The 25,146-nt window shown below is 67.2% G+C and carries 33 protein-coding genes; 12 read left to right on the top strand and 21 right to left on the bottom strand.

Annotated features, from left to right (window positions below; genetic code table 11):
- Nucleotides 1-16: 16 nt before the first annotated feature.
- Together GO488_RS06370 and GO488_RS06365 are read right to left on the bottom strand one after the other, a co-directional pair.
- The gene (locus GO488_RS06370) at nt 17-586 is read right to left on the bottom strand and encodes a GMP synthase subunit A (RefSeq protein WP_162316946.1); all 570 of its coding nucleotides are present in this window, start codon (nt 584-586) and stop codon (nt 17-19) included.
- A gap of 237 nt (nt 587-823) precedes the next feature.
- On the bottom strand, nt 824-1,447 hold the full coding sequence (locus GO488_RS06365; RefSeq protein WP_162316945.1) for a DUF7097 family protein: 624 nt from the start codon (nt 1,445-1,447) through the stop codon (nt 824-826).
- 106 nt (nt 1,448-1,553) lie between these two features.
- Here GO488_RS06365 and GO488_RS06360 point away from each other — a divergent pair, with 106 nt between their 5' ends.
- Nucleotides 1,554-1,901: a DUF192 domain-containing protein gene (locus GO488_RS06360; protein WP_162316944.1), complete on the top strand. Its 348-nt coding sequence runs from the start codon at nt 1,554-1,556 to the stop codon at nt 1,899-1,901.
- Between the two features lies 1 nt (nt 1,902).
- Here the strand turns inward: GO488_RS06360 and GO488_RS06355 are convergent, their stop codons facing one another.
- Nucleotides 1,903-2,238, bottom strand: coding sequence for a HalOD1 output domain-containing protein (locus tag GO488_RS06355; RefSeq protein ID WP_162316943.1), 336 nt, complete (start codon nt 2,236-2,238; stop codon nt 1,903-1,905).
- Between the two features lie 496 nt (nt 2,239-2,734).
- Between GO488_RS06355 and GO488_RS06350 the strand changes: the two genes are divergently transcribed.
- On the top strand, nt 2,735-4,279 hold the full coding sequence (locus GO488_RS06350; RefSeq protein WP_241692901.1) for a (R)-citramalate synthase: 1,545 nt from the start codon (nt 2,735-2,737) through the stop codon (nt 4,277-4,279).
- 111 nt (nt 4,280-4,390) lie between these two features.
- Here GO488_RS06350 and GO488_RS06345 read toward each other — a convergent pair whose 3' ends face one another.
- The 3 genes from GO488_RS06345 to GO488_RS06335 all read right to left on the bottom strand — a co-directional run bounded on the left by GO488_RS06345 (nt 4,391) and on the right by GO488_RS06335 (nt 6,414).
- Nucleotides 4,391-4,681, bottom strand: a complete 291-nt coding sequence (locus GO488_RS06345; RefSeq protein ID WP_162316941.1) for a HalOD1 output domain-containing protein — start codon at nt 4,679-4,681, stop codon at nt 4,391-4,393.
- A 122-nt stretch (nt 4,682-4,803) separates the two neighbouring features.
- Nucleotides 4,804-5,160, bottom strand: coding sequence for a thioredoxin (gene trxA, locus GO488_RS06340; protein ID WP_162316940.1), 357 nt, complete (start codon nt 5,158-5,160; stop codon nt 4,804-4,806).
- 135 nt (nt 5,161-5,295) lie between these two features.
- On the bottom strand, nt 5,296-6,414 hold the full coding sequence (locus GO488_RS06335) for an MBL fold metallo-hydrolase (RefSeq protein ID WP_162316939.1): 1,119 nt from the start codon (nt 6,412-6,414) through the stop codon (nt 5,296-5,298).
- A gap of 206 nt (nt 6,415-6,620) precedes the next feature.
- Between GO488_RS06335 and GO488_RS06330 the strand changes: the two genes are divergently transcribed.
- Nucleotides 6,621-6,989 carry a rhodanese-like domain-containing protein gene (locus tag GO488_RS06330; protein WP_162316938.1) on the top strand — a complete coding sequence of 123 codons (369 nt, stop codon included), beginning with the start codon at nt 6,621-6,623 and terminating at the stop codon, nt 6,987-6,989.
- Between the two features lie 81 nt (nt 6,990-7,070).
- On the opposite strand, the gene GO488_RS06325 is transcribed toward GO488_RS06330, so the two are convergent.
- The 6 genes from GO488_RS06325 to GO488_RS06305 all read right to left on the bottom strand — a co-directional run bounded on the left by GO488_RS06325 (nt 7,071) and on the right by GO488_RS06305 (nt 10,951).
- Entirely contained in the window at nt 7,071-7,472 is a 402-nt protein-coding gene (locus GO488_RS06325; protein ID WP_162316937.1) for a helix-turn-helix domain-containing protein, read from the bottom strand.
- Between the two features lie 83 nt (nt 7,473-7,555).
- A complete protein-coding gene (locus GO488_RS06320) occupies nt 7,556-8,554 on the bottom strand; it encodes a sulfite exporter TauE/SafE family protein (RefSeq protein ID WP_174242485.1) in 999 nt (332 codons plus the stop codon).
- Nucleotides 8,555-8,556: 2 nt separating this feature from the next.
- The gene (locus GO488_RS19630; protein WP_164509622.1) at nt 8,557-8,706 is read right to left on the bottom strand and encodes a DUF7512 family protein; all 150 of its coding nucleotides are present in this window, start codon (nt 8,704-8,706) and stop codon (nt 8,557-8,559) included.
- Nucleotides 8,707-8,802: 96 nt separating this feature from the next.
- A complete protein-coding gene (locus GO488_RS06315) occupies nt 8,803-9,234 on the bottom strand; it encodes a DUF6691 family protein (RefSeq protein ID WP_174242493.1) in 432 nt (143 codons plus the stop codon).
- Between the two features lie 32 nt (nt 9,235-9,266).
- Entirely contained in the window at nt 9,267-9,767 is a 501-nt protein-coding gene (locus GO488_RS06310) for a YeeE/YedE family protein (RefSeq protein WP_162316935.1), read from the bottom strand.
- 2 nt (nt 9,768-9,769) lie between these two features.
- On the bottom strand, nt 9,770-10,951 hold the full coding sequence (locus GO488_RS06305; RefSeq protein ID WP_162316934.1) for an MBL fold metallo-hydrolase: 1,182 nt from the start codon (nt 10,949-10,951) through the stop codon (nt 9,770-9,772).
- Nucleotides 10,952-11,157: 206 nt separating this feature from the next.
- Here GO488_RS06305 and GO488_RS06300 point away from each other — a divergent pair, with 206 nt between their 5' ends.
- Complete coding sequence (locus GO488_RS06300; RefSeq protein ID WP_162316933.1) at nt 11,158-11,400, top strand: sulfurtransferase TusA family protein; 243 nt, start codon at nt 11,158-11,160, stop codon at nt 11,398-11,400.
- Between the two features lie 7 nt (nt 11,401-11,407).
- A complete protein-coding gene (locus GO488_RS06295; RefSeq protein WP_162316932.1) occupies nt 11,408-11,980 on the top strand; it encodes a DsrE/DsrF/DrsH-like family protein in 573 nt (190 codons plus the stop codon).
- A 51-nt stretch (nt 11,981-12,031) separates the two neighbouring features.
- Here the strand turns inward: GO488_RS06295 and GO488_RS06290 are convergent, their stop codons facing one another.
- The 3 genes from GO488_RS06290 to GO488_RS06280 all read right to left on the bottom strand — a co-directional run bounded on the left by GO488_RS06290 (nt 12,032) and on the right by GO488_RS06280 (nt 15,685).
- A complete protein-coding gene (locus tag GO488_RS06290) occupies nt 12,032-14,425 on the bottom strand; it encodes a bacterio-opsin activator domain-containing protein (RefSeq protein WP_162316931.1) in 2,394 nt (797 codons plus the stop codon).
- Between the two features lie 116 nt (nt 14,426-14,541).
- Nucleotides 14,542-15,198: an HAD family hydrolase gene (locus GO488_RS06285; protein WP_162316930.1), complete on the bottom strand. Its 657-nt coding sequence runs from the start codon at nt 15,196-15,198 to the stop codon at nt 14,542-14,544.
- A gap of 37 nt (nt 15,199-15,235) precedes the next feature.
- A complete protein-coding gene (locus GO488_RS06280; RefSeq protein WP_162316929.1) occupies nt 15,236-15,685 on the bottom strand; it encodes a bifunctional nuclease family protein in 450 nt (149 codons plus the stop codon).
- A 74-nt stretch (nt 15,686-15,759) separates the two neighbouring features.
- On the opposite strand from GO488_RS06280, the gene GO488_RS06275 reads away from it, so the two are divergent.
- Both GO488_RS06275 and GO488_RS06270 read left to right on the top strand, forming a co-directional pair.
- On the top strand, nt 15,760-16,038 hold the full coding sequence (locus GO488_RS06275) for a DUF8081 domain-containing protein (protein ID WP_162316928.1): 279 nt from the start codon (nt 15,760-15,762) through the stop codon (nt 16,036-16,038).
- Nucleotides 16,039-16,107: 69 nt separating this feature from the next.
- On the top strand, nt 16,108-16,395 hold the full coding sequence (locus tag GO488_RS06270; RefSeq protein WP_174242484.1) for a DUF8142 family protein: 288 nt from the start codon (nt 16,108-16,110) through the stop codon (nt 16,393-16,395).
- 27 nt (nt 16,396-16,422) lie between these two features.
- On the opposite strand, the gene GO488_RS06265 is transcribed toward GO488_RS06270, so the two are convergent.
- The 3 genes from GO488_RS06265 to GO488_RS06255 form a co-directional block, all read right to left on the bottom strand.
- Nucleotides 16,423-16,659, bottom strand: coding sequence for a DUF3194 domain-containing protein (locus GO488_RS06265; protein WP_162316927.1), 237 nt, complete (start codon nt 16,657-16,659; stop codon nt 16,423-16,425).
- Between the two features lie 2 nt (nt 16,660-16,661).
- The gene (locus GO488_RS06260) at nt 16,662-17,063 is read right to left on the bottom strand and encodes a prefoldin subunit beta (protein WP_162316926.1); all 402 of its coding nucleotides are present in this window, start codon (nt 17,061-17,063) and stop codon (nt 16,662-16,664) included.
- A gap of 116 nt (nt 17,064-17,179) precedes the next feature.
- The gene (locus tag GO488_RS06255; protein WP_162316925.1) at nt 17,180-17,497 is read right to left on the bottom strand and encodes a helix-turn-helix transcriptional regulator; all 318 of its coding nucleotides are present in this window, start codon (nt 17,495-17,497) and stop codon (nt 17,180-17,182) included.
- A 174-nt stretch (nt 17,498-17,671) separates the two neighbouring features.
- On the opposite strand from GO488_RS06255, the gene GO488_RS06250 reads away from it, so the two are divergent.
- Nucleotides 17,672-17,914 (top strand): HalOD1 output domain-containing protein, encoded by a 243-nt coding sequence (locus tag GO488_RS06250; protein WP_162316924.1) that lies wholly within the window; start codon nt 17,672-17,674, stop codon nt 17,912-17,914.
- A gap of 225 nt (nt 17,915-18,139) precedes the next feature.
- Here GO488_RS06250 and GO488_RS06245 read toward each other — a convergent pair whose 3' ends face one another.
- Together GO488_RS06245 and GO488_RS06240 are read right to left on the bottom strand one after the other, a co-directional pair.
- Complete coding sequence (locus tag GO488_RS06245; RefSeq protein WP_162316923.1) at nt 18,140-18,652, bottom strand: PIN domain-containing protein; 513 nt, start codon at nt 18,650-18,652, stop codon at nt 18,140-18,142.
- Nucleotides 18,649-18,951 (bottom strand): UPF0175 family protein, encoded by a 303-nt coding sequence (locus GO488_RS06240; RefSeq protein ID WP_162316922.1) that lies wholly within the window; start codon nt 18,949-18,951, stop codon nt 18,649-18,651. Before GO488_RS06240 ends, GO488_RS06245 begins: the two co-directional genes overlap by 4 nt.
- Before the next feature lie 113 nt (nt 18,952-19,064).
- On the opposite strand from GO488_RS06240, the gene GO488_RS06235 reads away from it, so the two are divergent.
- From GO488_RS06235 to GO488_RS06220, 4 genes are all read left to right on the top strand, one after another.
- A complete protein-coding gene (locus tag GO488_RS06235; RefSeq protein WP_162316921.1) occupies nt 19,065-19,271 on the top strand; it encodes a hypothetical protein in 207 nt (68 codons plus the stop codon).
- A gap of 25 nt (nt 19,272-19,296) precedes the next feature.
- Nucleotides 19,297-20,127 carry a pantoate kinase gene (locus GO488_RS06230; protein WP_162316920.1) on the top strand — a complete coding sequence of 277 codons (831 nt, stop codon included), beginning with the start codon at nt 19,297-19,299 and terminating at the stop codon, nt 20,125-20,127.
- A gap of 117 nt (nt 20,128-20,244) precedes the next feature.
- Entirely contained in the window at nt 20,245-20,988 is a 744-nt protein-coding gene (locus tag GO488_RS06225) for a 4-phosphopantoate--beta-alanine ligase (protein ID WP_162316919.1), read from the top strand.
- 1 nt (nt 20,989) lies between these two features.
- Nucleotides 20,990-23,533, top strand: coding sequence for an AAA family ATPase (locus tag GO488_RS06220; RefSeq protein ID WP_162316918.1), 2,544 nt, complete (start codon nt 20,990-20,992; stop codon nt 23,531-23,533).
- A 14-nt stretch (nt 23,534-23,547) separates the two neighbouring features.
- On the opposite strand, the gene hutH is transcribed toward GO488_RS06220, so the two are convergent.
- Entirely contained in the window at nt 23,548-25,140 is a 1,593-nt protein-coding gene (gene hutH, locus GO488_RS06215) for a histidine ammonia-lyase (protein ID WP_162316917.1), read from the bottom strand.
- Between the last annotated feature and the right edge of the window lie 6 nt (nt 25,141-25,146).

Genomic DNA, 25,146 nt, shown 5'->3' with positions numbered 1-25,146 from the left:
TCGCTCTCCCGCCCGGCTACTGCTTCGGGGCCGACTGCTGGGTACAGACCGCGAGGAAGTTCTCGAACACTTCTTCGCCCTCCTCGGTGTGGGCGACCTCGGGGTGCCACTGGACGCCGTAGAGGTCCCGGTCGGTGTCGCTCATCGCCTCGACGCCACAGACGTCCGAGGTCGCGGTGCACTCGAAGCCCTCGGGAACCTCCTTGACCTCGTCGGCGTGACTGGCCCAGACGCGCGTCTCGGGCGCGAGCGACCCCACGAGCGGGTCCTCGTCGTCTAATATCTCGACGGTCACGTCGGCGTAGCCGCCGTACTCGCCGCCGCCGACGCGCCCGCCCAACTGGTCGGCGATCAGTTGCATCCCCAGACAGATGCCCAAAACGGGCACGTCGAGGTCGAGATACTCGGGGCAGTTGCCGATGTCGCTCATGTCCGGGCCGCCCGAGAGGACGATTCCGTCGGCGTCGATCTCCTCGGGCGGCGTAGTGTTGTCGACGAGCTCGACGTCGACGCCCATGTCCCGGAGCGCGCGCTGCTCCAGGTGGGTGAACTGGCCGTGGTTGTCGATGACGACGATCTGAGTCATTGGATAGTGTCACGCTACCGGTGCGTATATATCCCCTGAAACGCCGCTAGCGGCGATAACCAATGGGGAGTTCGACACGACCGAGACAGTCGCGAACCGCCAGAAAGCCCCGGTACGCTGCGCTCCCGCGACTCGCTGCGGTCCTCGCTCACTCCGTTCGCTGTGGTCCTCCTGTCGTCGGGGTTCGCGCAGCGTGCCGCCCCTTTCGTTCCCACCCGTCGTCTGGTCGGCTGGCCGTCACTCCTCGTCGTACCGCTCGGCCGCCGACTGAAAGCCCAGTTCCGACTGCTCTTTCGTGCGTCGGCCCTCTTTCTCGGCGATGGCCTCCGGGTCGGGGTTCGCGTCGTCGTCGATGCGCGCCCACGACCCGTGGACCTTCGAGTGACACCAGCGGCAGAGGTAGACCGTGATCTCGTGGGCCGGGTCGGCCTCGTCGGCTGACCCGCTGTCTCGCGGTTCGCTTCGCTCACCGCTCGCTGTGGCCGAGGCCCGCTCGTCGCTGCGCTCCTCGCACGCCTCGCTATACGAGAGGTGATGCTCCTCCAAGAGCGGCCGCTCGTCGGAGTGGGCCATCCGCCGCTCTTCGAGGCCACAGCGGATGCACTCGCGGTCGCGGTTCCGACAGCGAAAGTGCGGGCAGTCCGCCCAGTCCCACTCGGCGCCCTCGGGGTCACCGTCCGGACCCACCGCCGCCGGACAGCGGAACTCCTCGGCGCTCCGGGCGTCGGCGAACTCCGGGTCGTGTTGGCCGTGTTCGCGCGCCCAGCGGCACTTCCCCTCGTCGGTGACGAAGTCACAGCGGTCGACGTGCTCGTAGGGGTCGTCGACGCCGACGCTCGTGCCGCCCGGTGCCTTCTCCATGCCGTCGCCTCGGGGCCGGCGCTACCTGAATCTGTCTCCGACGGTCGGTCACTCCCCTCGCGTTTCCGACAGAACGCTTTTGCCGTCGCCCCCCATCGCCCGGCGTATGCCCGTCGTCCACGACCCGGAGGGACGTTCGCGGACCATCGCCTCGACCGTAGACCGGGCCGAGACGATGATCGAACAGTCTCGGGGGCTGATGTTCCGGCGCTCGATCCCCGAGGACTACGCGCTCGTCTTTCCCTTCGACGGCGTCGGCCGGCGGTTCATTCACATGCTGTTCGTCCGCTTTCCCCTGGACGTGATCTGGCTGGCCGACGAGACTGTCCAGCGCGCGAGTACGTTACGCCCATGGCGGTCGGTGGGCTACGCGAAAGCCGATACCGTCCTCGAACTCCCGGCTGGAGCGGCGGATGGCGTCGAGACGGGAGACACCGTCGTCGTCGACGGGTGACTCAGGCCGGGGTCTCGTGAATCCGGACCGTGCCGTCGCCGTGAATGCTGATTCGGAACCCGTGGAGGAAGAAGATGAGTTGGCCGTTTCGCTTCGTCCCGTCCGGTAGCGGGCGGAGTATCCGCTCCATCGCGTCGGGGTTGACGGCCTCGTTGATCTTCGAGACGAATTTCACCGGAGAGACGTCCATCTCGTCGGCGATGGCGTCGACGATGAGAACGGTCAGCTCGTCGGTTTCGGTCCCGTACTCGTACGTCGTCTCGAAGACGAGATTCGGCGATACGTCGTCGTCAGACGGCCGCGAGGTCGAGCTCTGCGGATTCTCGTTGACAGTCATGGTCATCGTCGCGCGAGTCTCCACGAGGCGTCTGCGGGGCTGTCGTCAGTCGCTTCGAAAATAGGGGTCTCCGCGGAGGGTTCACGAGTGAAACGAGTCGCGTAACGCTGCGTCATGGGTATCCAATTAGATACCACTTCAATAATACCTGCCCGTATACTGATAGCCGTTCGATATGCAGATGGCATATACTGCTCGGCTAAGAGCCACTCGACGGGCGACGGAGGTCGACAGGACGGGTACGCGCAGACGGTCGCGGACAATGTTTGTACAGTAATTACTATAATCGCTGTTCGAACTGAACTGTCGGCGGCACGGCGGCCGACGGGACGAATCAGTATTCGGGCGCGATCCGCGACCACATCCAACAGACTTTAGACCGTGAACGTTCGAGTGGGTACCACTATGTCGGAATACCCGACGGAGGATAGAGGAAGTCGCCGCGAGGCGGCTGGGTGTGAAATTCGCCCCACAGCGTGAAGGACGTGAATCTTCTGTGAGTCAGCACACACTGTTCGGGGACCATCCAGCGACGCGTCCCCTCGAGGAAGTCGGCGAGGTACAGTTCTTGGATACGACGCTGCGCGACGGCGAGCAGGCCCCGGGAGTCTCGCTGACGCCCGACGACAAGGCCGACATCGCGCGCAAGCTCGACGAGGCGCGAATCGACGTGATCGAGGCGGGCAGCGCCTGCACCGGTCCGGGCGAGCGCGAGACCATCTCGCGGGTCGCCGGGCTCGACCTCGACGCGACGGTGACGAGTTTCTGTCGGGGCATCCAGCGGGACATCGACCTCGCGGTGGAGTGCGACGTCGACGGCGTCAACCTCGTCGTGCCCGCGAGCGACCGCCACGTCGAGGGGAAGGTCGGCACCTCGAAGGCGGAGAACGTACGGAACACGGTCGAGCTCGTCGAGTACGCCAAGTCTCAGGGTCTCTGGGTCGAGGTCATCGGCGAGGACGGCTCCCGGGCGGACGTAGAGTATCTCGAAGAGCTGCTCGGGGCGGCGCTCGACGCCGGGGCCGACCGTATCTGCTGGGCGGACACCGTCGGCCACGCGACCCCGGACCGCGCGCTCGAATGCGTCTCGCGGCTCTCCGAGTTAGGGCCGGTCAGCACCCACACTCACGACGACCTCGGGATGGCGGTGACGAACGCGCTGGTCTCGGTCGCCGCGGGCGCGGACCTCGTCCACGGCACCATCAACGGCATCGGCGAGCGCGCCGGCAACGTCGCCCTGGAGGAGGTCGCCATCGCGCTGTCTCACGGCTACGGCGTCGAGACGATGGAACTCACCGAGGCGTACGACCTCGCGGAGCTCATCGCCAGTCGCACGGGCATCCCGCTGGCACCGAACAAGGCCGTCGTCGGGCAGAACGCCTTCACCCACGAGTCGGGCATCCACACCGACGGCACCCTGAAGGACGACGCGATGTACGAGCCGTACCCGCCGGAGAAGGTGGGCCGCGAGCGCCGCCTCGCGCTGGGCAAACACGCCGGCCGGGCCGGCGTGCAGGCCGCGCTCGACGAGCACAACGTCTCCGTCACCGACGAGCAACTCTCCGACATCGTCGCGCGCGTGAAGGAGATCGGCGACCGGGGCAAGCGCGTCACCGACGCCGACCTGCTGACCATCGCCGACGAGGTCACGGGCAAGGAGAAGGACCGCCGGGTCGACCTGCTCGGTCTGACCGCCGTTTCCGGGTCGGATACGCCGACGGCGAGCGTGCGCCTCTCGGTCGACGGCGAGGAGCGCAAGGAGGCCGCCGTCGGGTCCGGGCCGGTCGACGCCGCGATGAACGCCGCCCAGACGGCGCTCTCTCACACCGCCGACGCGTCGCTCGAACACTACCACGTCGACGCCATCACCGGCGGGACCGACGCGATGGTCACCGTCGAGATCGAGATGGCGCGCGGCGACGACTCCGTCGCGGTGTCGGCGAGCGACTCGGACATCACCCGCGCGTCCGTGCGGGCGATGGTGGACGCGATGGACCGCCTTATCTCGGACGAGGGCGAGACACTGGTCGCGGACGACTGAGCGACGCTCGGCGAAGCGGACGACGAGAAGAGCGCGGTATCGATCCCGACGACAACGCGAGAACATCCGTCTCGGCGACGACTCGGTTCCGGATCGTCCCGAAGACCCGGTCTACGCGGGTACCTCGGGTGCTGACGGTTCCTCGGGCTCGGTCACGACGACCACGACCTCGCCGTTCTCTATCTCGATGCGACACCCGGCCATCGAGAACGTGAGCGCGGCGTGGCGCTCGGAGTCGGGCTCTCGAAACAGTTCGTCCAACGCTTCGGGATTGACGTGGTCGTAGAGGCGTTCGTCGAGATCGAGCGGATCGACCCCCTTCGCCGCCGCGACGGCGTAGACGACGGCTTCGCTCAGCGGTTCTGCCGGTGCTGTCGAGTGTACGTGCTTCGTTCCGGTCATCCTTGGCTCCGTAGCGGTCAATATCTGCCCCGGTAAAAACGAGTTCTGGCTACACAGATTGCGTCAATCAGATTCGGTCACTACGTGAGTAGTGACGCCGGCGGAAACCCGACGGGAGCGTCTCAGGCGTAGCGCTCTATCAACGACCGGAGCCGGTCTCCCGATTGAACGCCGACGACTTCCTCCACCTTCTCACCGCCGGCGAAGAGGATGAGCGTCGGCACGCCGCGGACGCCGTAGGCCTGCGCGAGCGGTTGGTTGGCGTCGACGTCGACTTTCGCGACGGCGGCGTCGGTATCGGCCGCGAGCCGTTCGACAGTCGGTTCCAGCATCTTGCAGGGTCCGCACCAGTCGGCGTAGAAGTCGGCGAGGACCACGTCGTTCTCGGCCACGAACTCGTCGAGGGCCGCCTGTCCGTCGATAGCGACCGGTTCCGCGGGCGATCGGCCATTCGAATCGGTCGAGGGTTCTACAGTCATCACTCGCTAGTACGTGCCAGCGGTAATTAAGAGTTTTGGGTATATTCTACAATACTAATGCCTCACGGGAGTTAGCGTGTGATTGTGTGTCTCTGAGCGAGGTTGAAGCCGGCGAGAGATTCAGAGAGAGGGGACTCAGTTAGCGGCGCAGTTGTTCGGGCCGAGTTCGAGGGACTCCACGTCGCCGCCCGGCTGCTCCTTGCCCCAGTTGATCTGCTTGATCTCGTTGTAGTTCGCGGGCTCGTCGGCGAGGCTCTCGACGATGGTCTCGACGAACGCCTCCTCGTCGCCGTCTTCGACGTAGCCCAGGAGCTCGTTGTTCGACTCCGCCACGAGGTCGCCGAGTTCGGTCGCGAGCGGGCGCACTTCCTCGTCGTTGAAGTGGCCAGGGAGGACGACGGTCTCGTCGCCGAAGTCGGTCAGCTCGTCGAGGCTGTCGAACAGTCGGCTCGCGGCCTCCCGGACGGCGTCCTCGGAACCGTCTTCGAGGTCCGGGCGACCGACGCTGCGGAGGAACAGCGTGTCGCCGGAGAGGAGCGCGTCGCCGAAGTCGAAGGACGCGCTCCCGGGCGTGTGGCCGGGCGTGTGGTGAACGTCGAGCTCGCGGCCGCCGACGTCGATCGCGTCGCCGTCCTCGAGCTCGCTCACTTCGTCGAGTTCGCCGGCGTCCTCGCCGTGGAGGTAGTAGGGGACGTCGAGCTCGCCCGCCAGCCGGCGCGCGCCGGAGACGTGGTCGGCGTGGGCGTGCGTGTCGACGACGCCGACGATCTCGAGGTCGCGCTCGTCCGCGGCCTCGAGGTACTCCTCGATGTACTGCGTCGGGTCGACGACGACGGCCTCGCCGTCGTCGTGAGCGAGGTAGGAGACACAGCCCGTACCGGGACGGACGACCTGGACGACGCCGTCGACTCCCTCGACCTCGTACTGGCGATGTGCCTTCCCCCATCCGTTCATCCCGTCGTCGATGGACTCGGCGTCGTAGCCCCGTTCGCGCAGGAACTCCGCGGCGCGCGCGGATGTGACGCCCGCGACGCAGACGACGGCGATCTCCTTCTCCTTCGGGATGTCGTCGAGTCGCTCCTCCAGCGAGGAGTAGTCGTATTCGAGGAGATCGTCGTATATCGGGAGGTTCGTGCTGCCCGGTATCCGCCACTCCTCGTAGTCCTCTTCGTTCCGGACGTCGAGGACGAAGAGGTCTTCGTCGTCTCGAACGCGACGCGCGAGCTCGCTCGGCTCGTATCCAGTATTGCTCATCGTATCCATTACTATGAGTTTCCACGCTCATAAATCCGTTGGCAGTAACGCGACGTACTGACTCCGGAAATCACTTCAGACGCCGGAAATCATGCGTATATGGGGGCACTAATGACTATCGACGAAAAATTCGAGTGTTCAGAGAATATCGAGATGTCGCTTCTTGACCGCCAACTATTTCACCGTTCTCACACAACTACAGACGAATGAGCCGAATCGGACCGTCCGAACTCGACGACCGGCTTTCGAGCGACAACGCGTTCGTCCTCGACGTTCGCCCCGCGGCTCACTACCGGGAGGACCACATCGAGGGCAGTTACAACGTCCCGGTCTACGACGACCTCCGGCGAGGAGACACCGAGTCGCTCGACTCGCACCTCGCTGAGATTCCGGACGACCAAGCTGTCGTGACGGTCTGCAAGGCGGGGATAGTCGCACGGAAAGCGACGGCCCGCCTCGACGAACGGGGCTACGAAGCGACCACGCTCACAGGCGGATTTACCGGCTGGCGACAGTACCGCGAGCGGACGATCCTCTATCGCGTGGCTTCCCTCCTCCGGCGGTTCGTCCCGTAACGACGTGCGAACTACCGAGACGAACCCTCGGCTATTGGACGACCGATAGGCGCACGCATTGCGCGAAGAGAAAGCCAGATCTCAGTTCTCGGCGGCGGCGGGACGTGACTCGCTGTCGTACTTCTCGCCGAACTCCCCGATGAGCTGTCCCATCTGCGCGTACCAGTCGTTGAGGGTCCGTTGCATCTCCTGGGCGATCTCCTCGCCGTCGCGCGGCCGGTAGACGTGGTAGTAGCCGCCCTGGTCGTAGTTCACCTGCTCTTTCTGGATGAACCCCGCCTGCATCAGACGTTGGACGCCGCGGTAAGCGGTCGAGCGCTCACGGTCGACGCGTTCCGCGATCTCGTCGACGGTGAGCGGCTCCGCGCGGTCGTGCAGTAACTGGAAGATCTCCTTGTCGATCTCCTTGAGGTCGTGGAAACACTCCAGTAACCCCTCGCATTGCATGTCCTTGCGGAGCATCTCGTTCATCGAGTTAGCCATTGTTAGCGGAACGTACGAACCGGACGAGCAAAAGTATTTGCATAGATGGCACAATACTGTGCCTATCTCTGACGCCGCGGGTCCTACGACGTGGTGAGGCGACACCACGTGCCGTCCGAGTCTCCCCGGAGCCGACAGACCGCGGCGAGCACCACCGCACCGCTCACCAGCAGGGCCGATCCGAAGATGAGCACGGTGCTCAGCGTGTTCAGGACTTCGATCCCGTAGACGGTCCCGAGCCTGTTCGAGGCGACGGCGGCGCTGCCGGCGAGCAGCATCGCGGCGAAGTAGCCCTTTATCTCGCCCTCGTCGACGAGGTTGGTCGCCCCGGCCCCCACTCGCGCGCCGAGGGCGCTTCCCACGAGCAGCGCGCCAACGACGGGTAGTGCGACCGACCCGGACTGCGCGTAGGTGAACGCGCCGAACGCGCCGGAGATCGTTATCTGGAGGATGTCCGTCCCCACAGCGATGGCAGCGGGCACGCCGAGCCCGTACATCATCGCCGGCATCAGCAGGAAACCGCCGCCGACGCCGAGGAACCCCGAGAGGACGCCGATGACGAGTCCGACGGCGAAGACGACGGTCCCGGAGACGCGGACGCCGCCGCGTAACGTCACCATCGGGGGAATGTGAAGGGATTGGACGCGGTCGGCGAGGTCACCGCCCGTCTCGCTCTCCTCGTCGTCCGACCACGCGTCGCGCAGGGTGAACAGTCCGACCGTCGCGAGGAGGCCGACGTAGGCGACGTTGATGACGAGGTCGGCCGCCCCGGTGGCGTCGAGGAAGAACACGACGCGCTTCCCGCCCTCGATGCCGAGCGTCATGGCGACGGTCATTATCACGGCGAGCGTGTAGTCGACCTGCCCGTGGTCGCGGTGCCGGAGCGCGCCGATGACGCTCGTCCCGAAGACGAACGCGAGCCCGCTCCCGACGGCGACTGTCGAGGGATAGCCCATCACGAGCAGCGCCGGCGTCACGAGGAACGACCCGCCCATCCCGAAGAACCCGAACAGGGTCCCGATGAGCAGACCGAAGCCCACGAAGAGGGCGATCATGCCGAGACTCAGCCCGAGTATCGCCATCGTCAGTCACCCCCGAGCGCGTCGAGGACGGTCGAGCCGAGCACGCTGCTGAGCGCGCCGTACCCGACGTACAGCGCGATGGCCTCCGCGAAGACGACTCCCACGGTGGCGACGGCCTGTGCGGACCCACTCAGCGATTCGAGCCCGAACATCTCACGCTCCCTCTATTGGTTTGTATGATAGTGTCATTACTACACAATACTGCTTCCAAACGGTTAGGGTATCGAGTCGAGACATCTGTGGTACTGTTAGCGTGTGGTCGCGTCTGCCGTGGTCGTGTCGTCTGTACTGGTCGGGCGCACGTATCCCTGCGCGTACGCGCCGAGGAACATGCCGGCGATCGCCCAGAGGATCGGATAGTTACCGACCCCGAAACTGGCGTAGGCGGCGCCCGGACAGATGCCCGAGAGCCCCCAGCCGACGCCGAAGACGGCGCCGCCGAGGACGACGTTCCGGTCGAACTCCTTCACGCGTCGCGCGTACTCGCGGGCGGTCAGCGGCGCTCGGTCGAGATACCGCGTCGCGACGGCGAACGCGACGCCGCTGACGACGGCCGCCCCGCCCATCACGAACAGGAGGCCGAAGTCCTCGAACTGGAGGAAGTCCAGCACGATCTCGGGCTTGGCCATCCCGCTGACGGCGAGACCGAGACCGAATATCAGCCCCCCGACGTAGATCATGGGGAGGAACAGCGGGCTCCGTCCGGCGTCGCTCACGGGCTCACCCCCAGCGCCTGCACTATCTGCGCGGTGCCGATGGCGAAGGTCATGAACGTGGCGACGTTCACGAGCGACGTGTTCGAGAGGGACCCGACGCCGCAGACGCCGTGTCCCGAAGTGCAACCCTTCCCGAGGCGGGTGCCGACGCCGACGAGGAAGCCGCCGCCGAGCAGCCGCCACCACTCGACTCTCGTCGTCCAGATGCCGGGGTCGGGCGCGAGGACGAACGCCCAGAGCGCCGCGCCGCTGACGATGCCCGCGGTGAACACGAGTCGCCACCCCCGCGACTGGCGGTACTTGAAGCGGTTGAACCGGTCGACGTTCGAGACGTACGAGAGCGTCGACTCGAGGAACGTGCTCGCGCCCGCGATGATGCCCGTCGAGAGGTAGACGACCGACGCTCCGAGCCCGACGAGGAGGCCGCCGATCAGATACGGCACCACTCCGCGAGGGAAGGGGTCACCGAGCGCGAGCAGCGGTGTGAACGGTTCCATCGTCAGTTAGTCAGCGCGTCCTCGCTGGCGGCGCAGTTGTTCGGGCCGAGTTCGAGTTCGAACGCCGTCTCGTCGTCGGGGGACTGCCGCCCGAGGTTGGCCGCGATGATCTCCTCGTAGTTCGCGGGCTGGGGCGGCATGTCGGCCACGATGAACTCGACGAACTCGGCTTCGTCCATCGAGAGCGCGTCCATCCGCGCTTCGAGATCGCCGAGTTCGGCTGTGTACGTGCCGTCGTCGGCGGGCGTCGCCGCGTCGCTGAAGTGCGCCGGTGCGACGACCGTCTCGTCGGGCAGCGAGAGGACGCGCTCGGTCAGGCTCTCGTAGAGCGTCCGGGCGGCGTCTCTCGCGGCTTCGGGGTCTTCGAGGTCCGGCCGGGCGACGCTCTCGGTGAAGAGGCCGTCGCCGGTGAACAGGACGTCACCGACCCTGTAGGCGGTCATGCCCGTCGTGTGGCCGGGGGTGTGAACGACCTCGATCTCGGTGTCGCCGAGCGAGAGCGTCTCCCCGTCCTCGACTGTCGCGAAGTCCGCGTCGTAGTCGACGCCGCGGTCGGCGGCCGCCTCGGGCAGCACCGCCGTCGTGTCGGTTCCGGCGGAGAGGTCGCGGATGCCCGAGATGTGGTCCGCGTGGACGTGCGTATCGAGCGCGTACGTCAGGTCGGCCCCGAGCGCCTTCGCGTCCCGGACGTACTCGTCGGCGAAGGCGCGAAGCGGGTCGACGACCGCCGCCTCCCCGTCGGAGACGACGAGGTAGGCGAGACAGCCGCTCGACGGACGCTGATACTGCGCGACGGTCACGTCGCCGGCCGCGTCCAGTTCCTGGTACTCGTAGATGCGCGCCCAGCCCTTCATCCCGCGTTCGAGGTGGTCGACCTCGTACCCCTCGGCTTCGAGGTGCTCGGCGACCAGCTCGCTGGAACCGCCCTTCGCACAGAGGACGGTGATGCGCCGGTCGTCCGGGAGCGCCTCGTGGAGGTCCTCGGGGATGCCGTCGAGCAACTGGAAGTACGGATAGTTCACGATCTCGACGGACTCGCCGCCGATGCGCCACTCCTCGAAGTCGTCCTCCGAGCGCGCGTCGAGGATGAACACGTCCTCGCCGTCGTCGATGCGGGCTTTCAGTTCGGTCGGCGTCGTCGATGCGACCGGTTCGCCGGTGTCGGGGTTGGTCCCTTGCGTCATCGTTCACCCCTATCTATCGGCTACTCCGAAATAAGGCTTTGCATAGTAGTTCAACTTTCGCACAATACTAGAGGCAGAGAAATCGATATTTCAGGCCCTATATTCGGATATATCGGGTCTTTGGTGATATAGTCGTGCATAATAGCGGGATTACTACCGACACATTTTTTATACTGCACCCGGTATTGGGTGGTGAAGACAATACCATGACTGAACACGAAGTCACCCAGACGCTCGACGTGAAGGGGGAGAACTGCCCGATGCCGGTCGTCAAGACCAAGCAGAACGTCGACCGACTCGCCGAGGGCGAGGTCCTCGAAGTGCTCGCGACGGACCCGGGGAGCATGAGCGACCTCGGCGGGTGGGCCGACACGACCGACGGCGTCGAACTCCTCGGCCAGGAGGAGGGCGAGGAGGTCTTCAAGCACTACGTCCGCAAGACGGAGTGATCCAGCCATGAGCACAGACACGCCCACGGCCGCCGACGACGACGTCCCGACCCGAGCCGAACTCGCCGCGCGCATCGAGGAGCTGGAGGAGTCGCTCGCCGAGGCGACCGAGGACGACGGCGAGCGGAAGATGTCTATCATCGCCACGAAGGGGACGCTGGACATGGCGTACCCGCCGCTCATCCTCGCCAGCACCGCCGCCGCCTTCGGCTACGAGGTGACGGTCTTCCACACGTTCTGGGGGCTGGACATCCTCCACGAGGAGCGCTCGAAGGACCTCAAACTGAGCTCGGTCGGCAATCCGAACATGCCCGTCCCGAACGTCCTCGGCGCGCTCCCCGGGATGGACCGGATGACGACGAGGATGATGGCGAAGAAGATCGACGACAACGACACGGCGACCATCGAGGAACTCATCGAGACCTCGCTGGACATGGGCGTCGAGTTCCAGGCCTGTCAGATGACCATCGACCTGATGGACTACGACGAGGACGACTTCTACGACGGCGTCACGACCGGCGTCGGCGCGGCGACGGCCATCCAGGACATGGCCGACAGCGACATCCAACTGCTGGTCTGACCGACTGATCTCACCGCCGGGCTGACCGAGTTCTGCCCTGCGCGCCGTTCGTCACTCACCGAAGACGAGGTCTAAGAGCTTCCGCTGGCTGACGCGGAGGTGGCGGTTCACCGTCGGCTGGGTGATGTCGAGCATCGACGCCACCTCCTCGCCGGTCGTCTCTCGGGGCCACTCGAAGAAGCCGCTCAGGTACGCCGTCCGGAGTACTTCGAGTTGCCGGTCGGTGAGGCGCTCTTCGAGGTCGGCGCGCGTCCCGCTTTTCGTCCGGTGTCGCGTCGGCTTCTCTCGCCGCGCGTCCAACTCGACGTCGGCGTAGCGACTCGACAGCTGCTCGACGAAGGTCCGGACGTTCGTCTCCGCCGAGAGGTGGACGACGAGGTCGACGCCGGTGGCGGTCGCTTCGAGCCCCCCGAGTCGAGCCCCCTGTTCGACGACGGTTCGCGGCACCGTCGGTCCGTCGACGACCACCTCGTAGTCCCCGTCGTCCGAGACCGAGGAGACCGATTCCACGTTCGGAACCCCGTCGACGTACTCGCGCACGGCCGTCGGGTCCCGGTCGGGTATCCGGAGAAACAGCCGCGTCCGGTCGCCGCTCGGGACCACGCCCGAACAGATCACGGAGCGGTCGAACTCCCGGGCCAACTGGACCGGCAAGCAGTCCGGCGCGGCCAGCGAGAGGTCGAGTTCGACCACGCTGTCGGTCAGCCGGCGCTTGCGCGATTCCACCTCCCGGATCGCGTTGGCGATGTTCTCGCCGAGTTCGACGAACACCGACCGGAGCGTCTCGCCGAAGCGGTCCGACTGATCGGCGTAGACGGTCAACACGCCGTAGCGGAAGTCGTCGTGCTTCAGCGGGACGCTGATAGCCGACTGGAAGTTCCGAGAGATGGCCTCGGTTCGCCAGTGTTCATCCCTGAGGTTGTCCGCGATCGCGGGGACGACGGTGGGTTCGCCCGACCGAGCGGTCCGGACGGCGGGCGTCCCGCCGTCGCCGACCGCCGACGTGGAGACCGTCTCCAGAAACCCCTCCGATCGTCCATCCCACGTCCGCGGTTCGACGCTCGCGTTCTCACACCGTCCGAGCCACGCGAAGGTGATCCAGTGTGACGCCGTCAGTTCGTCGCAGACGGCCCGCTCGATCTCCTCGCGGGTCTCGGCCTCGACGAGCGCGCGGTCGACCCGGCGGATGACGGCGTTGACCTGTTTCAACCGCCTGAGCTCCTCGTTCCGGTGGCGGCGCTCGGCTTCGCGCTCTCTGAGTACCGTCTCCCGGTCGACTCGCGCGAGCGCCGCCCTCGCGGTGTCTGCGAGCAGGTCCACGAGTTCTCGGGTCCGACCGTTCCGATCGGCGGTCGGTGACCGGACGGAGAGCACGCCCTGGTCGTCGAGCGGCCGATACGTCTCGCCGGTTCCGAGCGTGACGCCCTCGTCGTCGACGAAGACGTCCCAGACGAGCCCCCCGTCGGGGCCGACGGTCGTGGGGGAGTCGTCGGTCGCCGACGCGTCGGCGACTGCGGCCGGTCGGAGGACGTTCTCTCCCCGGTCGAACAGATAGACGGTCGCGCCGGGGGCGTCGAGGACGTCACTCGCGGTCTCGGCGATGATCGTCGCCACCTCGTCGGCGGTCTCCGCGTGGAGCAGGCGTCTCGTCGACTGCTGGAGGGCTTCGAGCGTGCGCGCGAACTGCCGTCGGTCGCTGACGTCCCGGACGACGCCGACCGTGCGCCGCGCGCCGTCGTCCCGTTCGAACGTCGAAAACCGCGTCTCGACGGGACGGCGCTCCCCGTCGGCCGCTTCGAGTTCGCCGGTGAGCGTCACGTCCTCGCGGTCCCCGTCGAGGAGCCGTTCGCGCAACTTCCCGGCTCGCTCGGCCGTCGAGTCGTCGAGCAGCGCTCCCGCGTCCGACCCGACGAGGTCGGCCCGGTCGCGGCCGGTCAGCGCCGTGACGGTGTCGTCGACCGTCTCGACGGCGAGGGACTCATCGAGGGTGTAGACGCCGTCGCCCATCGCCTCGACGAGCCGGCGGTGCCGGTCGAGGTCTCGCTCGCGCTCCCGGTGGGCGGTGACTTCGTGACCGACGGCGAGAAAGCGCGTCTGCCCGTCTGAGCGGTGTCGTTCGACGGTCAGCTCGACCCAGCGGTCGGTCTCGCCCGCGCAGCGAGCGGTGAGGGGCTCGTCGCCGTCGGCGGCCGACGCGACGGCCTCGCGGGTCACCGAGGGCAACAGCGACGACAGCGACTCGCCGACGAGCGCGTCGCCGCCGCGCCCGAACAGTTCCCCGAACGGGTCGTTGGCGGCGACGACGGTCGCTCCCCCGTCGAGGACGAACGCGGGTTCGGGAACCCGTGTGACCAGCGTGGTCAACAGGGCCGCCGGCGTCTCTCGTCCCGTCTCCTCGCTCTCTTTCCCGGCCACATCAGCGGAGTCGCTGACCGACTTCTCCATGCACCCCGGTCGACGCCTGGGGTACGAAAGCGTGATTTCGGCGTCCACGTCAACTACGTCACTGTAGTCGGACGTTGGTTACCACTCGCTGCCGACAGGGACGACGCGAACCGGTCTCACTCGGCGATGTCGACCACGTCGTCAAGCCCCCAGATCTCGTAGTCGGGGCGAACCGACAGCGACGCGTCGACCCGATGCGGTCGGCGGATGAACGCCGAGTCGATGCCGGCGCCGTGTGCCGCCCGCACGTCCGATTCGTTGTCGCCGACGAAGAGGGCGTCCTCGACGTCGAGGTCGGCGAGCGCCCGCTCGACGTAGTGGGGGTGTGGCTTCTTCCGTTCGAGGCTCTTCACCGTCGGCTCTCGGCCGTACACCGTCTCGAAGTGCGTGTCGAGGCCGAAGTGGTCGAAGGCGAACTCGACGGTCTCCTGCTGGTTCGAGGAGACGACGGCGAGCGGCGTCTCGAACTTATCGAGCGCGTCGATGTCGTCGTAGGGCCGCTTCTCCCCGGCGGTCATCTCGGCCTGCTGGGCCGCCGAGATGGCGGCGTCGCGGGTCGACCAGAACGCCTCCGGCTCTAAGTCGTAGCGCTCACAGATCGATTCGAGTTCAGCGACGCTCACGCCGATGCTCATCGCCTCGACGTGGTCGGGGTGGGGGTCGGGGACGCCGGCGCGAGCGAACGCGTCGCGTGACCCTTCCCGGTGGGCCTCCATGCTGGTCAGCGTCAGCAAGACCCCGTCGTTGTCGAAGATGACCGCGTCGTAGCCCATATACGCTAAAAGAGTCGACTCCCCGAGAGCGTTTCTATTACCGACCGAGTTCGTCGCTGGTGTCGAACTCCTCCGGCGGGCGGCCGGCCTCGTCGATGACCTCGTCGGAGACGACGAGCGGACAGTCCACCCGCAGCGAGATGGCGATGCCGTCGGAGGGGCGGGCGTCGAACACCATGTCCTTCCGTCGGTCGCCGACGTACTGCTCCGTGTCGATCTTCGCGTAGAAGGTGCCGTCGGCGAGGTCGTCGATGCGCACGCGGTCGATGGCGCTGCCGAACTCCGCGACCATCTCGACCAGCAGGTCGTGGGTCAGCGGCCGCTCGAAGGGGTCGCCGTCGATGGCCAACTGCATCGACTGGGCCTGGTCCGAGCTGACGAAGATCGGCAGTATCTCGCCGCGGACGTGCAGGAGGACGACGGGCGTTCCCGACCCCTCTTCGCTGACGCCGACACCGACCCCTTCGACCGTTGCCTCGTGTTCCATGCCCGCTAGTTCGGCGTGCGGGTATGAAAAGCTAGGCCGGGGCGCTTTACCGACGCCGCCCCGTAGTTCAACCCGTGGCCGAAGACCGTTACCACGTGGTGGTGAAGCCGTCCGCGCGACGGGTGAGCGCTCGCGTCGGCCGGTGGGTCAACCGGGCGGGACCGCGTCGCGCCTTCGACTCGAAGGCGCTGGCCCGCGAGTGGGCGCGCACCTGCGGCGGGCCGACCGCGCCCGTCTGGATTCAGGACGCCCCGCCGTGGGCCGAGGACGACGCCGACGGCTACCTCGTGGGCCGCTCTCGGGACGTCTCACGGTCCGAGCCGCCGGGCCGACAGCGGACGCTCGGGGAGTGACCGAGCGTCGTCCGGCGACTGCCGACGACCAAGCGCGGTCTTTTTCCTCGTCCGGAACCGAGACCCGCTATGGACGACACAGCCGACTCCGGCGTCCGTAGCGACGGCGGCGAGCGAACCACGGAGGACCTGCTGTCGGCTGATTCGGACGACGTACTGGAGACCGAGGGCGTCGACCGCTGGCAGGCGACGAAGTACATCTCGCCGTTCGTCGCCATCGGCCTGCTGGACCTCGTGTTGCTGCTCGGCTGGGGACTCGACCCGCTGTGGGGGTTCATGATTCTGCCCCCGATCCTGTTCGTCAGCGCGCTGGGCTGGATCGCGTTCCGGACCGGGTTCGCCAGCGACCGGACCTGATCAATTTAGACCTGCCTGACCGCGACGTTACTCCTCGAAGAGGTCGTCGACCGCCGATCGAGCGGCCAGCGCGGCGTCCTCCGCGACCCGTTCCTCGTCGAGGCGGCTCTCCGGCGCGTTGACGTAGACGTCGACCTCCAGTACGCCGTCTTCGAACGTGACCGTCACGTCGATGTCTTCGACGTCGTTCTTATCGAATCGCGAGAAAACGACGTTCTCGGCCGCGGAAGCGGCCGTCTCAACGACCTCGTCGTCGGTCGGCATCCTTACGCGCCGCCCGCGCCGGGACCGCCTGCCGGACCGCCGGGGCCGCCCGCGCCGCCGCCGCCGCCGAGCATCTGCTGGAGGTCACCCTGCAGGTCCTCGAACTGCTCCTGGACGCGCTCCTCCTGCTTTTCGAGGGTCTCGACGCGGACTTCGAGGCTGCTGACCTTCTCTTCGAGGTCGTCCTGCGCCTCGTCGAAGTCGGTCTTGACGAGCAGCTCGCCGACCTCGCGGTACATCGTGGTGTCCTTATCGACGTCGTCGAGTTCGTCCAGCGCGGTGCGGGACTCCTGCAGGTTCGTCTCGGCCTGCTGTTTCTGCGCGGCGACCTGCTGTGCGGTCTCCTGCAGGTCCTGCAGTTCCTCGAGCTTCTCCTGTGCTTCCGGCGGAAGATTGCCCTGCATACTCCGACGGTTGGGGTCCGGCGTGTTAAACCCACGCATCTGGACTCGCTGCTGCGCTACGAGCGGCGGCACCAGCACGCGGAAGCTCCCCGAATCGACGGGCCCTCCCTAGCTCCCTAGCCCTGTGCCACTTCGACTGACGGTCGGAGCAGTTTCGACTCGACTTCGCCGCCGAGGTCCGTGAGTACGACCGCCGACCGCCGGTCGTCGTACTCGAGGAGTCCGGCATCACACAGCAGCGGGACGTGTACGTGGTACAGTTCGACGCGCAGCGTCTCGACCGAACTGGTGACTTCAGTCGAGATCTCCGACGCTGCTATCGTCTCAGCGAGCGCCGATAGCGGAACGGGCTCTCCGGTCCGCAAGCGGGCGAGAATCGTGCGACGAATCTCGTCGGCCAGCGCCCGATGTACGAGGTCCAGATTCACGTTCACTGTCCATTTGTCATACCACCTATAGATAACCGCTTTGCTTGGATTGACTCCGCTATTAACTAGAAACACACAAAATTAGCGAGTTGGCTGGTTATCTATTTGTTTAATTCGGATGTGGTACCATTTCTTAATATCCAATAGAGTTTTGCTAATTCTGTTCGAAGTGCCGATACAATGACCACGGGAAGGGGGTCTCGTCCCGAGGCCGTCGGGTCGATCGTGTACGAGATAGTCGATCGCATCGCGGACAGGGAGGGCGTGGAACCGACTGCGTTACCCGCTCTCTCGGAACAGACCGATCCGGCGGCGCTGAACGCGCTCGTCGAAACGGCCGAGTCGGTCGAGATAACCCTCGAACTCTACGGGTACGAGGTCACCGTCGACGCCGACGAGACCGTACGCGTCGAGCCGATTTAGAATCTGCACAGTTTCCGCACGCGGCTCTCTGGGTGCTGTAACTGTTCGGAGCGCTACTCCGCCACCTCACCGACCGCCCGCTCGCGCAACTCGCCGGTCAGGTGCATCCCGTGCTGGTGTACCTTTTTCGACGTCGGGTATCCTCGGCCGCGAGGGCCTGTGGGTACCACTCGTCGAAAAAGCTACGCGAAAAAGCAGTCGCTCGTCGCACTCGCGACTGTCTCGCTACTCCGCCACTTCCCCGACCGCTCGCTCGCGCAACTCGCCAGTCAGGTGCATCCCGTGCTGGTCGATGCGGCGGACGATGCGCTTGGCCTGCCGCGAACTGAGATACTTGTCCTCGATGGCCGCGCGGACGACGACGCCGAAACTGCTGGTGATCTCAGCGCCGAGTCCCTGAGCCATTCGACGGACGGTTCGGTCCTCCGAGACGACGGCGACGGCCGAGCGGTCGGACGGGTCGCGGTGGGCGAGGACGCCGGCGAGGACGGTGACGGCGGCACCGATGTCCTTCTCGCCGAGCAGCGACCGGGCCTGTTCGACCCGGTCCTCGTCGACGGCGGTCTCTACGTCGGCTTCGAGGTACTCTTCGAGGTTCGTCGCGGTCGGTTCGACGCGCACCTCGTCGGCGACCGGTCCCGGAATGACGATGCCGCCGTCGAAGGCATCGAGGAGCGAGAGTTCGCCGATCTGCCCGAGGCTGTACAGCGACGTCGGCCCGACGTAGATGCGAGTCATAGCTCCGCGGCGGCGTCGGCGTCGAGTTCGAGGTCGGAGAGTTCGAGTTGCGTCGTCAGATTCCGCTCGCGGGCCACGTCTAACCACTCGGCCATCGAGAGGTCGGCGATCTGTGCGGCCTCAGCCGCGGAGGCCTCGCCGGACTGGTACTGCTCGACGGCGACGCGGATGCGGAGCGTCTCCAGTCCCTCCCGGAGCGCCTTCCGAATCGTCGTCGAGCGGTCCTCCGAGAGCAGTTCGGCGACTTCGTCCAGTTCGGCCTTCTCCTCGTCGGGGAGCCGCGCGCTAATCGTTGGCATCGTTTGCGCAGTAGTGTAACGTAAACACACATCAATGTAGGGGTCAGAGAAGCGAGTATCAGCGAACGTGAACTACCAGAAAGCGTTTCGCTCGTCCCGCCCGAAGCAGGGATATGGTCGCCGTCGGGACGCTCTTGCTTCGCTACGGGCTGTACGTCCTCGTCGTCGGGGCTGCGTGTGGCTGGTACGTCTACGCCGAGACGGCCGACCTGTCACGGCGCCGGCGGCTGGGGTGGGTCTCGGTCGCAGTCCTATTCGGTATCGGTGGCCTGCTCGCGTTCCTCGGGCTCGGCCCGGAGCGGAGAACCGCCAACGGTTAAGCGGGCCGTCGCCGACACCACGGGCATGAGCGACGACGCACGGGCGTTCGTCCCGGGACACGTGACCGGCTTCTTCACGGTCGACCGGGCCGACGACCCGACGAAGACCGGCTCCCGCGGCGGCGGACTGGCGCTCTCCGACGGCGTCTCCGTGCGGGTCGAACCCGCCGACGAGACGACGGTCGAACTCGACGGCGAGCGAGTCGAGATGGAGGCCGTCGAGCGAGTGCTCGACGCGCTGCGAGCGTCTGCGACCGTCACCGCCGAGACGCCGCTGCCGCTGGGCGCGGGGTTCGGCGTCTCCGGCGCGATGGCGCTCGGAACCGCGCTCGCGGCCAACGCCGCGTTCGACCGCCACCTCTCGTACAACGAACTCGTGACGGTCGCCCACGGCGCGGAGGTGCAGGCCGGAACGGGGCTGGGCGACGTGGTCGGGCAGGCCCGCGGCGGGGTCCCGCTCCGTCTGGAACCCGGCGGGCCGCGGCACAACTACGTCGACGCGATCCCCGCGCGTACTCGCGTGGAGTATCACACGCTCGGCGAACTCTCGACGGCCGACGTGGTCGGCGGCGACACCGAGGCGCTGACGCGGGCCGGCGAGCGCGCCCTCTCGGCGGTCGTTGAGGAGCCGACGCTCGAAACGTTCACTCGCGCCGCCCGCCAGTTCTCCCGCGAGGCGAATCTGCTGACCGAGAGCGTGCGAAGCGTCGTCGAGGACGTGACGGCGGCCGGCGGCGACGCCGGGATGGCGATGCTCGGCGAGACGGTGTTCGCCGTCGGGACGGGGCTGACCGACGCCGGCTACGACGCCAGCGTCTGTGAAGTGTATCCCCCCGGCGCGACCGTCGAGAAGTGAGTCGCCGGCGTCGGGTGTCGGCGAGGACGGCCATCGGCGGACGGTATCGACGCGACCGAGCGTCCGCGTTCGCCGCTGACCGACGACTTTTCTACGGTCCGCCATAGAACGCACGCTATGAGCGACGAGGTCGAGGTCCCCGAGAGCCACCCCCGCTACGAGTCGCTGCTGACTCGCCATCGCATCGAACGCGGCGTCGACCGCGGCATCACCTCCCGACAGGGGCTCATCGCGCAGGGTCGCGGTGAGGCCTACGACTACCTGCTGGGCGAGCGGACCATCGAGAGCGCCGACCGGGCCGAACGCGCCGCCGCCGCGCACCTCCTCCGAGCCGATCGCGCCGTAATTTCCGTCAACGGCAACGCGGCGGCGCTCGTCCCCGGCGAGCTCGTCGAACTGGCCGAGGCCACCGGCGCAGCGCTGGAGGTGAACCTGTTCAACCGGACCGAGGAGCGGATGAGGGCCATCGCCGAGTTCCTCCGCGAACACGGCGCGACCGAGGTGCTGGGACTCGAAGCCGACGGCCGCATCCCCGGCCTCGACCACGAGCGCGGCAAGGTCGACGCCGACGGCATCGGTGCCGCCGACGTGGTGCTGGTCCCGCTCGAAGACGGCGACCGGGCGAAGGCGCTGGGCGAGATGGGCAAGACGGAGCTGGTCGTCGACCTGAACCCCCTCAGTCGGTCGGCGCAGGTGGCGACGGTTCCGATGATCGACAACATCGTTCGGGCGATTCCGAACGTGACTGACCACGCGCGGGAACTCCGGGACGACCCGGACGCGCAGGCCGAAGCCATCGAGGCGTTCGACGCCGACGAGGCGCTCTCGGCCGCCGAGCGCGCGATCAGAGAGGGCGAGTGAGATGGGGCTACGGCCGTACATCTACGCCGACCGGCGGCTCCCCGACGCCGAGACGGTCCGGGAGACGCTCGCCGACCGGACGCTGACGAAGTTCGGAGACGACGAGGAGCTGGCCCGCCTCCACCGCGTGTTCTACCCCGTCTTCCGGGTCATCTACGCCTACGAGAGCGGGAAGGGCAAACTGTTCGGCACCGACCGGAAAGAGGCGACGGCGCTGCTCGACGGCCTCTGGGCGGACAACGACGCCGAACTGGTCCGGTACGTCAACGGGACCGAGAGCCCGGTGCGGCGAGCCACGAACGACTACGACTTCGGGCTCGACGACCCGGGGCTGGGCGAGTCGGTCCTCCTGCGGTTTCAGGTGCCGACCGGCGACGCCGAGTCGCTACTCCCGCGACGCGTCGAGGAGTACCGCGAACAGCGCGGCGGTACCGCGAACGTCTTCCTGCGAAAGCTCCGGGAGTCCTACGGCCTGCCGGGCGATTTCGACCCCGACGGCTTCGAGGGCGTGACCGACGTCGAACGGTGGTATCTCCCGTTCTGGCTGGCGGAGTTCCACTCGCCCCGCTCCGAAGACGCAGCGATGGTCACGTTCCGGGACCCCGACGCTCCGGCGGCGGAGATGCGAGAACACGCCTGGCTGGCGACGTTCGTCAGCGAGCGGCCCCGCCGACTGGCGACCTACGGCTACGAGGTGGACCCGGACCGCCTCGAACGGAATATCCGCGAGCGCCTCGAATCGAACGGCGAGGGCGGGCGAGAGCGGACGGACGACCTCGGGCCGGATCGCTCGTCGTCACCGGACCCCGACGGTGCGCCGACGGTGAACCGGGAGCGACAGAGCGAGGGCGGCGTCGTCCAGCCGGACGGCGTCGAGATGAGCGCGGAAGGGCTGGTGGACCCGAACCCCGACCGGAGCTTCGCGGACGTGGGCGGCATGAGTGATCTGCTCTCGACGCTCAACCACAAGGTCGTCCGGCCGCTCGAAGACCCCGAGACGTTCGAGGAGTACGGTATCGGCGTCGTCAACGGCGTCCTGTTGCACGGCCCGCCGGGGTGTGGGAAGACGTACGTCGCGGGCGCGCTCGCCGGCGAAGTCGGCCACTCGTTCGTCGAGGTGACGCCCGCCGACGTGACGAGCAAGTACATGGGCGAGCCCGCGAAGAGGGTCGAAGAGCTGTTCGCCATCGCCAGGGCGAACGCTCCGTGCATCCTCTTCATCGACGAGATCGACGGTATCGCCGGCTCGCGCGACGGCGACAGCGACATGAACGCCAGCGAGCAGCAACTCGTCAACCAACTGCTGACCGAGCTGGAGGGCATCGCCGAGGAAGACGTGGTGGTCGTCGGCGCGACGAACCTCGTCGAGGACGTCGACGGCGCGATCCGGCGCTCGGGCCGGTTCGACGAGCGCGTGGAGGTGCCGCCGCCGGACGCCGAGGCCCGCCGGGAGATCCTCGGCCTCCACCTCGCGGGCCGCCCGGTCGCCGAGGACCTCGAACTGAACTCGGTGGTCGAGGAGACGGCGGGCTACGCGGCCAGCGACCTCGAACTGCTCGCGGAGAACGCCGCTCGTGCGGCGCTCCGGGCGGACGAACCCATCGGTACGGCCCACCTCCGGTCGGCCGCCGACGACTCCGCGACGAGCATCCCCGACTGGGTCGACCCGGCGGACGCGGCCGAGGGCGGCGTCGTCCAACCAGACGGCGTGGACCTGCGGGCGACGAACCTGGTCGACCCGAACCCGGGCCGGGACTTCTCGGCGGTCGGCGGCATGGCCGACCTGAAGGCGCGACTCGAAGACGCCGTCTTGGACCCGATCGAGAACAGCGACGCCTACGCCGCGTACGACATCGACGTGCTCTCCGGGCTGTTGCTCTACGGGCCGCCGGGCTGCGGGAAGACCCACCTCGCCGGGGCGCTCGCGGGCGAACTCGGCCACTCGTTCGTCGAGGTGTCGCCCGCCGACGTGACGAGCAAGTGGATGGGCGAACCGGCCCGCAACGTCGCCGACCTGTTCGAGATCGCGCGGGCGAACGCGCCCTGCGTGCTGTTCATCGACGAGATAGACGGTATCGCCGGCTCCCGCCGCGGGTCGATGAACACGAGCGAGCAGCAACTCGTCAACCAACTGCTCACCGAAGTAGAGAGCGCCGCCGAGGAGGACGTGGTCGTCGTCGGTGCGACGAACTTCGTCGAGGACGTGGACGAAGCCCTGCGACGGTCGGGCCGCTTCGACGAGCGCGTGGAGGTGCCGCCGCCGGACGCGACGGCCCGCCGCGAGATTCTCGGTGTCCACCTCCGGAACCGGCCGGTCGCCGAGGGCGTCGACTGGGACACCATCGTCGAACCGACCGCGGGCTACGCGGCCAGCGACCTCGAACTGCTCGCCGAGGACGCCGCTCGCCACGCGCTACGAGACGACTCGCACATCACGCAGGCCCACCTCGAAACCGCCGTTCGAGAGACGAAATCGAGCATCGCCGACTGGAGCGGCCGCGACCGGTACGGCGACGCCGCCGACACCTCGGCGCTGGACCTGTAGGGAACTCGTCGCGGCTATTCGAGGTCGACGGCCTCGGAGACGCGGTCGACGAGCAGGCCCTCGGTCACGAGCGTCCGCGCTCGGTCGATGTCCTCGTGGACCTCGCGGTCGGCGTCGAGTTTCGGAATCACGTCCCTGACCGTCTCGTAGGCGACGCCGGTTCCGACGCCGTGCGAGAGCGAGTCGTCCAGAAACTCAGCGGCCTGCGCCGCACACAGCAGTTCGATACCCACGACGGTCTGGACGTTCTCGACCACGCTGCGGAACGACAGTGCGGACTGGCCGCTCATGCTGACGTGGTCCTCCTGATTCCCGCTGACCGGCGTCGAGTCTATGGAGGGTCTGCCGGTCGCTCGGCACTCGTTCAGCAGCGCTGCGGCGGTGTACTGGGCGATCATGTAGCCGGACATCACGCCGCCGCGCTCGGTGAGAAACGGCGGCAGGTGATCCTCCTGCAGGTTGGGATTGAGCATGCGGTCGACGCGGCGCTCGCAGATGGCCGCGAGCTCCGTCAGCGCGCCCGCGGCGTAGTCCAGTCGGAGCGCCAGTGGTTCGCCGTGGAAGTTGCCGGCCGACAGCACCGCCGCGTCGCCGGTGCCGCTGGCCCGGTCGGGAGCGTCCGCGCGGGCGAACAGCAGCGGGTTGTCGGTAGCGCTGTTGAGTTCCGTCTCGACGGCCTCGCGGAGATGGTTGAGGGCGTCCCGGACCGCGCCGTGGACCTGCGGGAGACAGCGCAGGGAGTAGGCGTCCTGCACTCGGTCGCAGTTGCGGTGGGACTCGACGACGCCCGACTCGGCGGTGAGGCGGCGGACGTTCCGCGCGCTGGCGGCCTGTCCGGGATGCGGGCGGACCGCCGAGATGGCCTCGTGACTCGGTACGGTCGACCCCATCGTCACCTCCGTCGTGAGCGCGCCGGCCACGTCCGCGCTCTGGACGGCCGCGGTCGCGTCGTGGACGGCGAGCGCGCCCAGACCGACGCTCAACTGCGTGCCGTTGATGAGCGCCAGTCCTTCTTTCGCTTCGAGGGTAACTGGCTCTAAACCCGCCCGATCGAGGGATTCGTCACCGGGGAGTCGCGCCGTTCCCGCGTCTGTCTGAATCTCCGCTGCCCCTTCTCCAATCAATACCAGCGATATGTGTGCGAGCGGCGCGAGGTCGCCGCTCGCGCCGAGACTGCCGCGTGAGGGGACCACTGGCTGAACGCCCTCGTTCAACATGGCGACGAGCAGGTCGACCACGCCCTCGCGAATGCCCGAATAGCCCTTCACGAGCGCGTTCGCTCGCGCGACCATCATCGATCGGACCTCCTCGCGGCTCAGTCCGCGGCCGACGCCCGCGGCGTGGCTCCGCAGGAGGTTCTCCTGGAGCGGTTCGAGGTCCGAACTCGGAATGCGCTCGTCGACCAGTTCGCCGAAGCCCGTGTTGACCCCGTAGACGGCCTCGCCGCTCTCTAAGACGGCTTCGACGCGTTCGCGGGACTCACGCACCGCTTCCCGCGCCTCGTCGGCGATGGAGACGGTCGCGTCCTCGCGGGCAACGGCGACCACGTCTTCGGGCGAGAGCGACGCGCCGTCGAGGACGACGCTATCCGTGCCAACTCCGGTCATGTGTCA

It is taken from the genome of Haloarcula limicola, from assembly GCF_010119205.1.
Lineage (GTDB): Archaea > Halobacteriota > Halobacteria > Halobacteriales > Haloarculaceae > Haloarcula > Haloarcula limicola.
The sequence above is the reverse complement of the archived record's forward strand: the minus strand, read 5'-3'. Positions and strand labels throughout refer to the sequence as shown.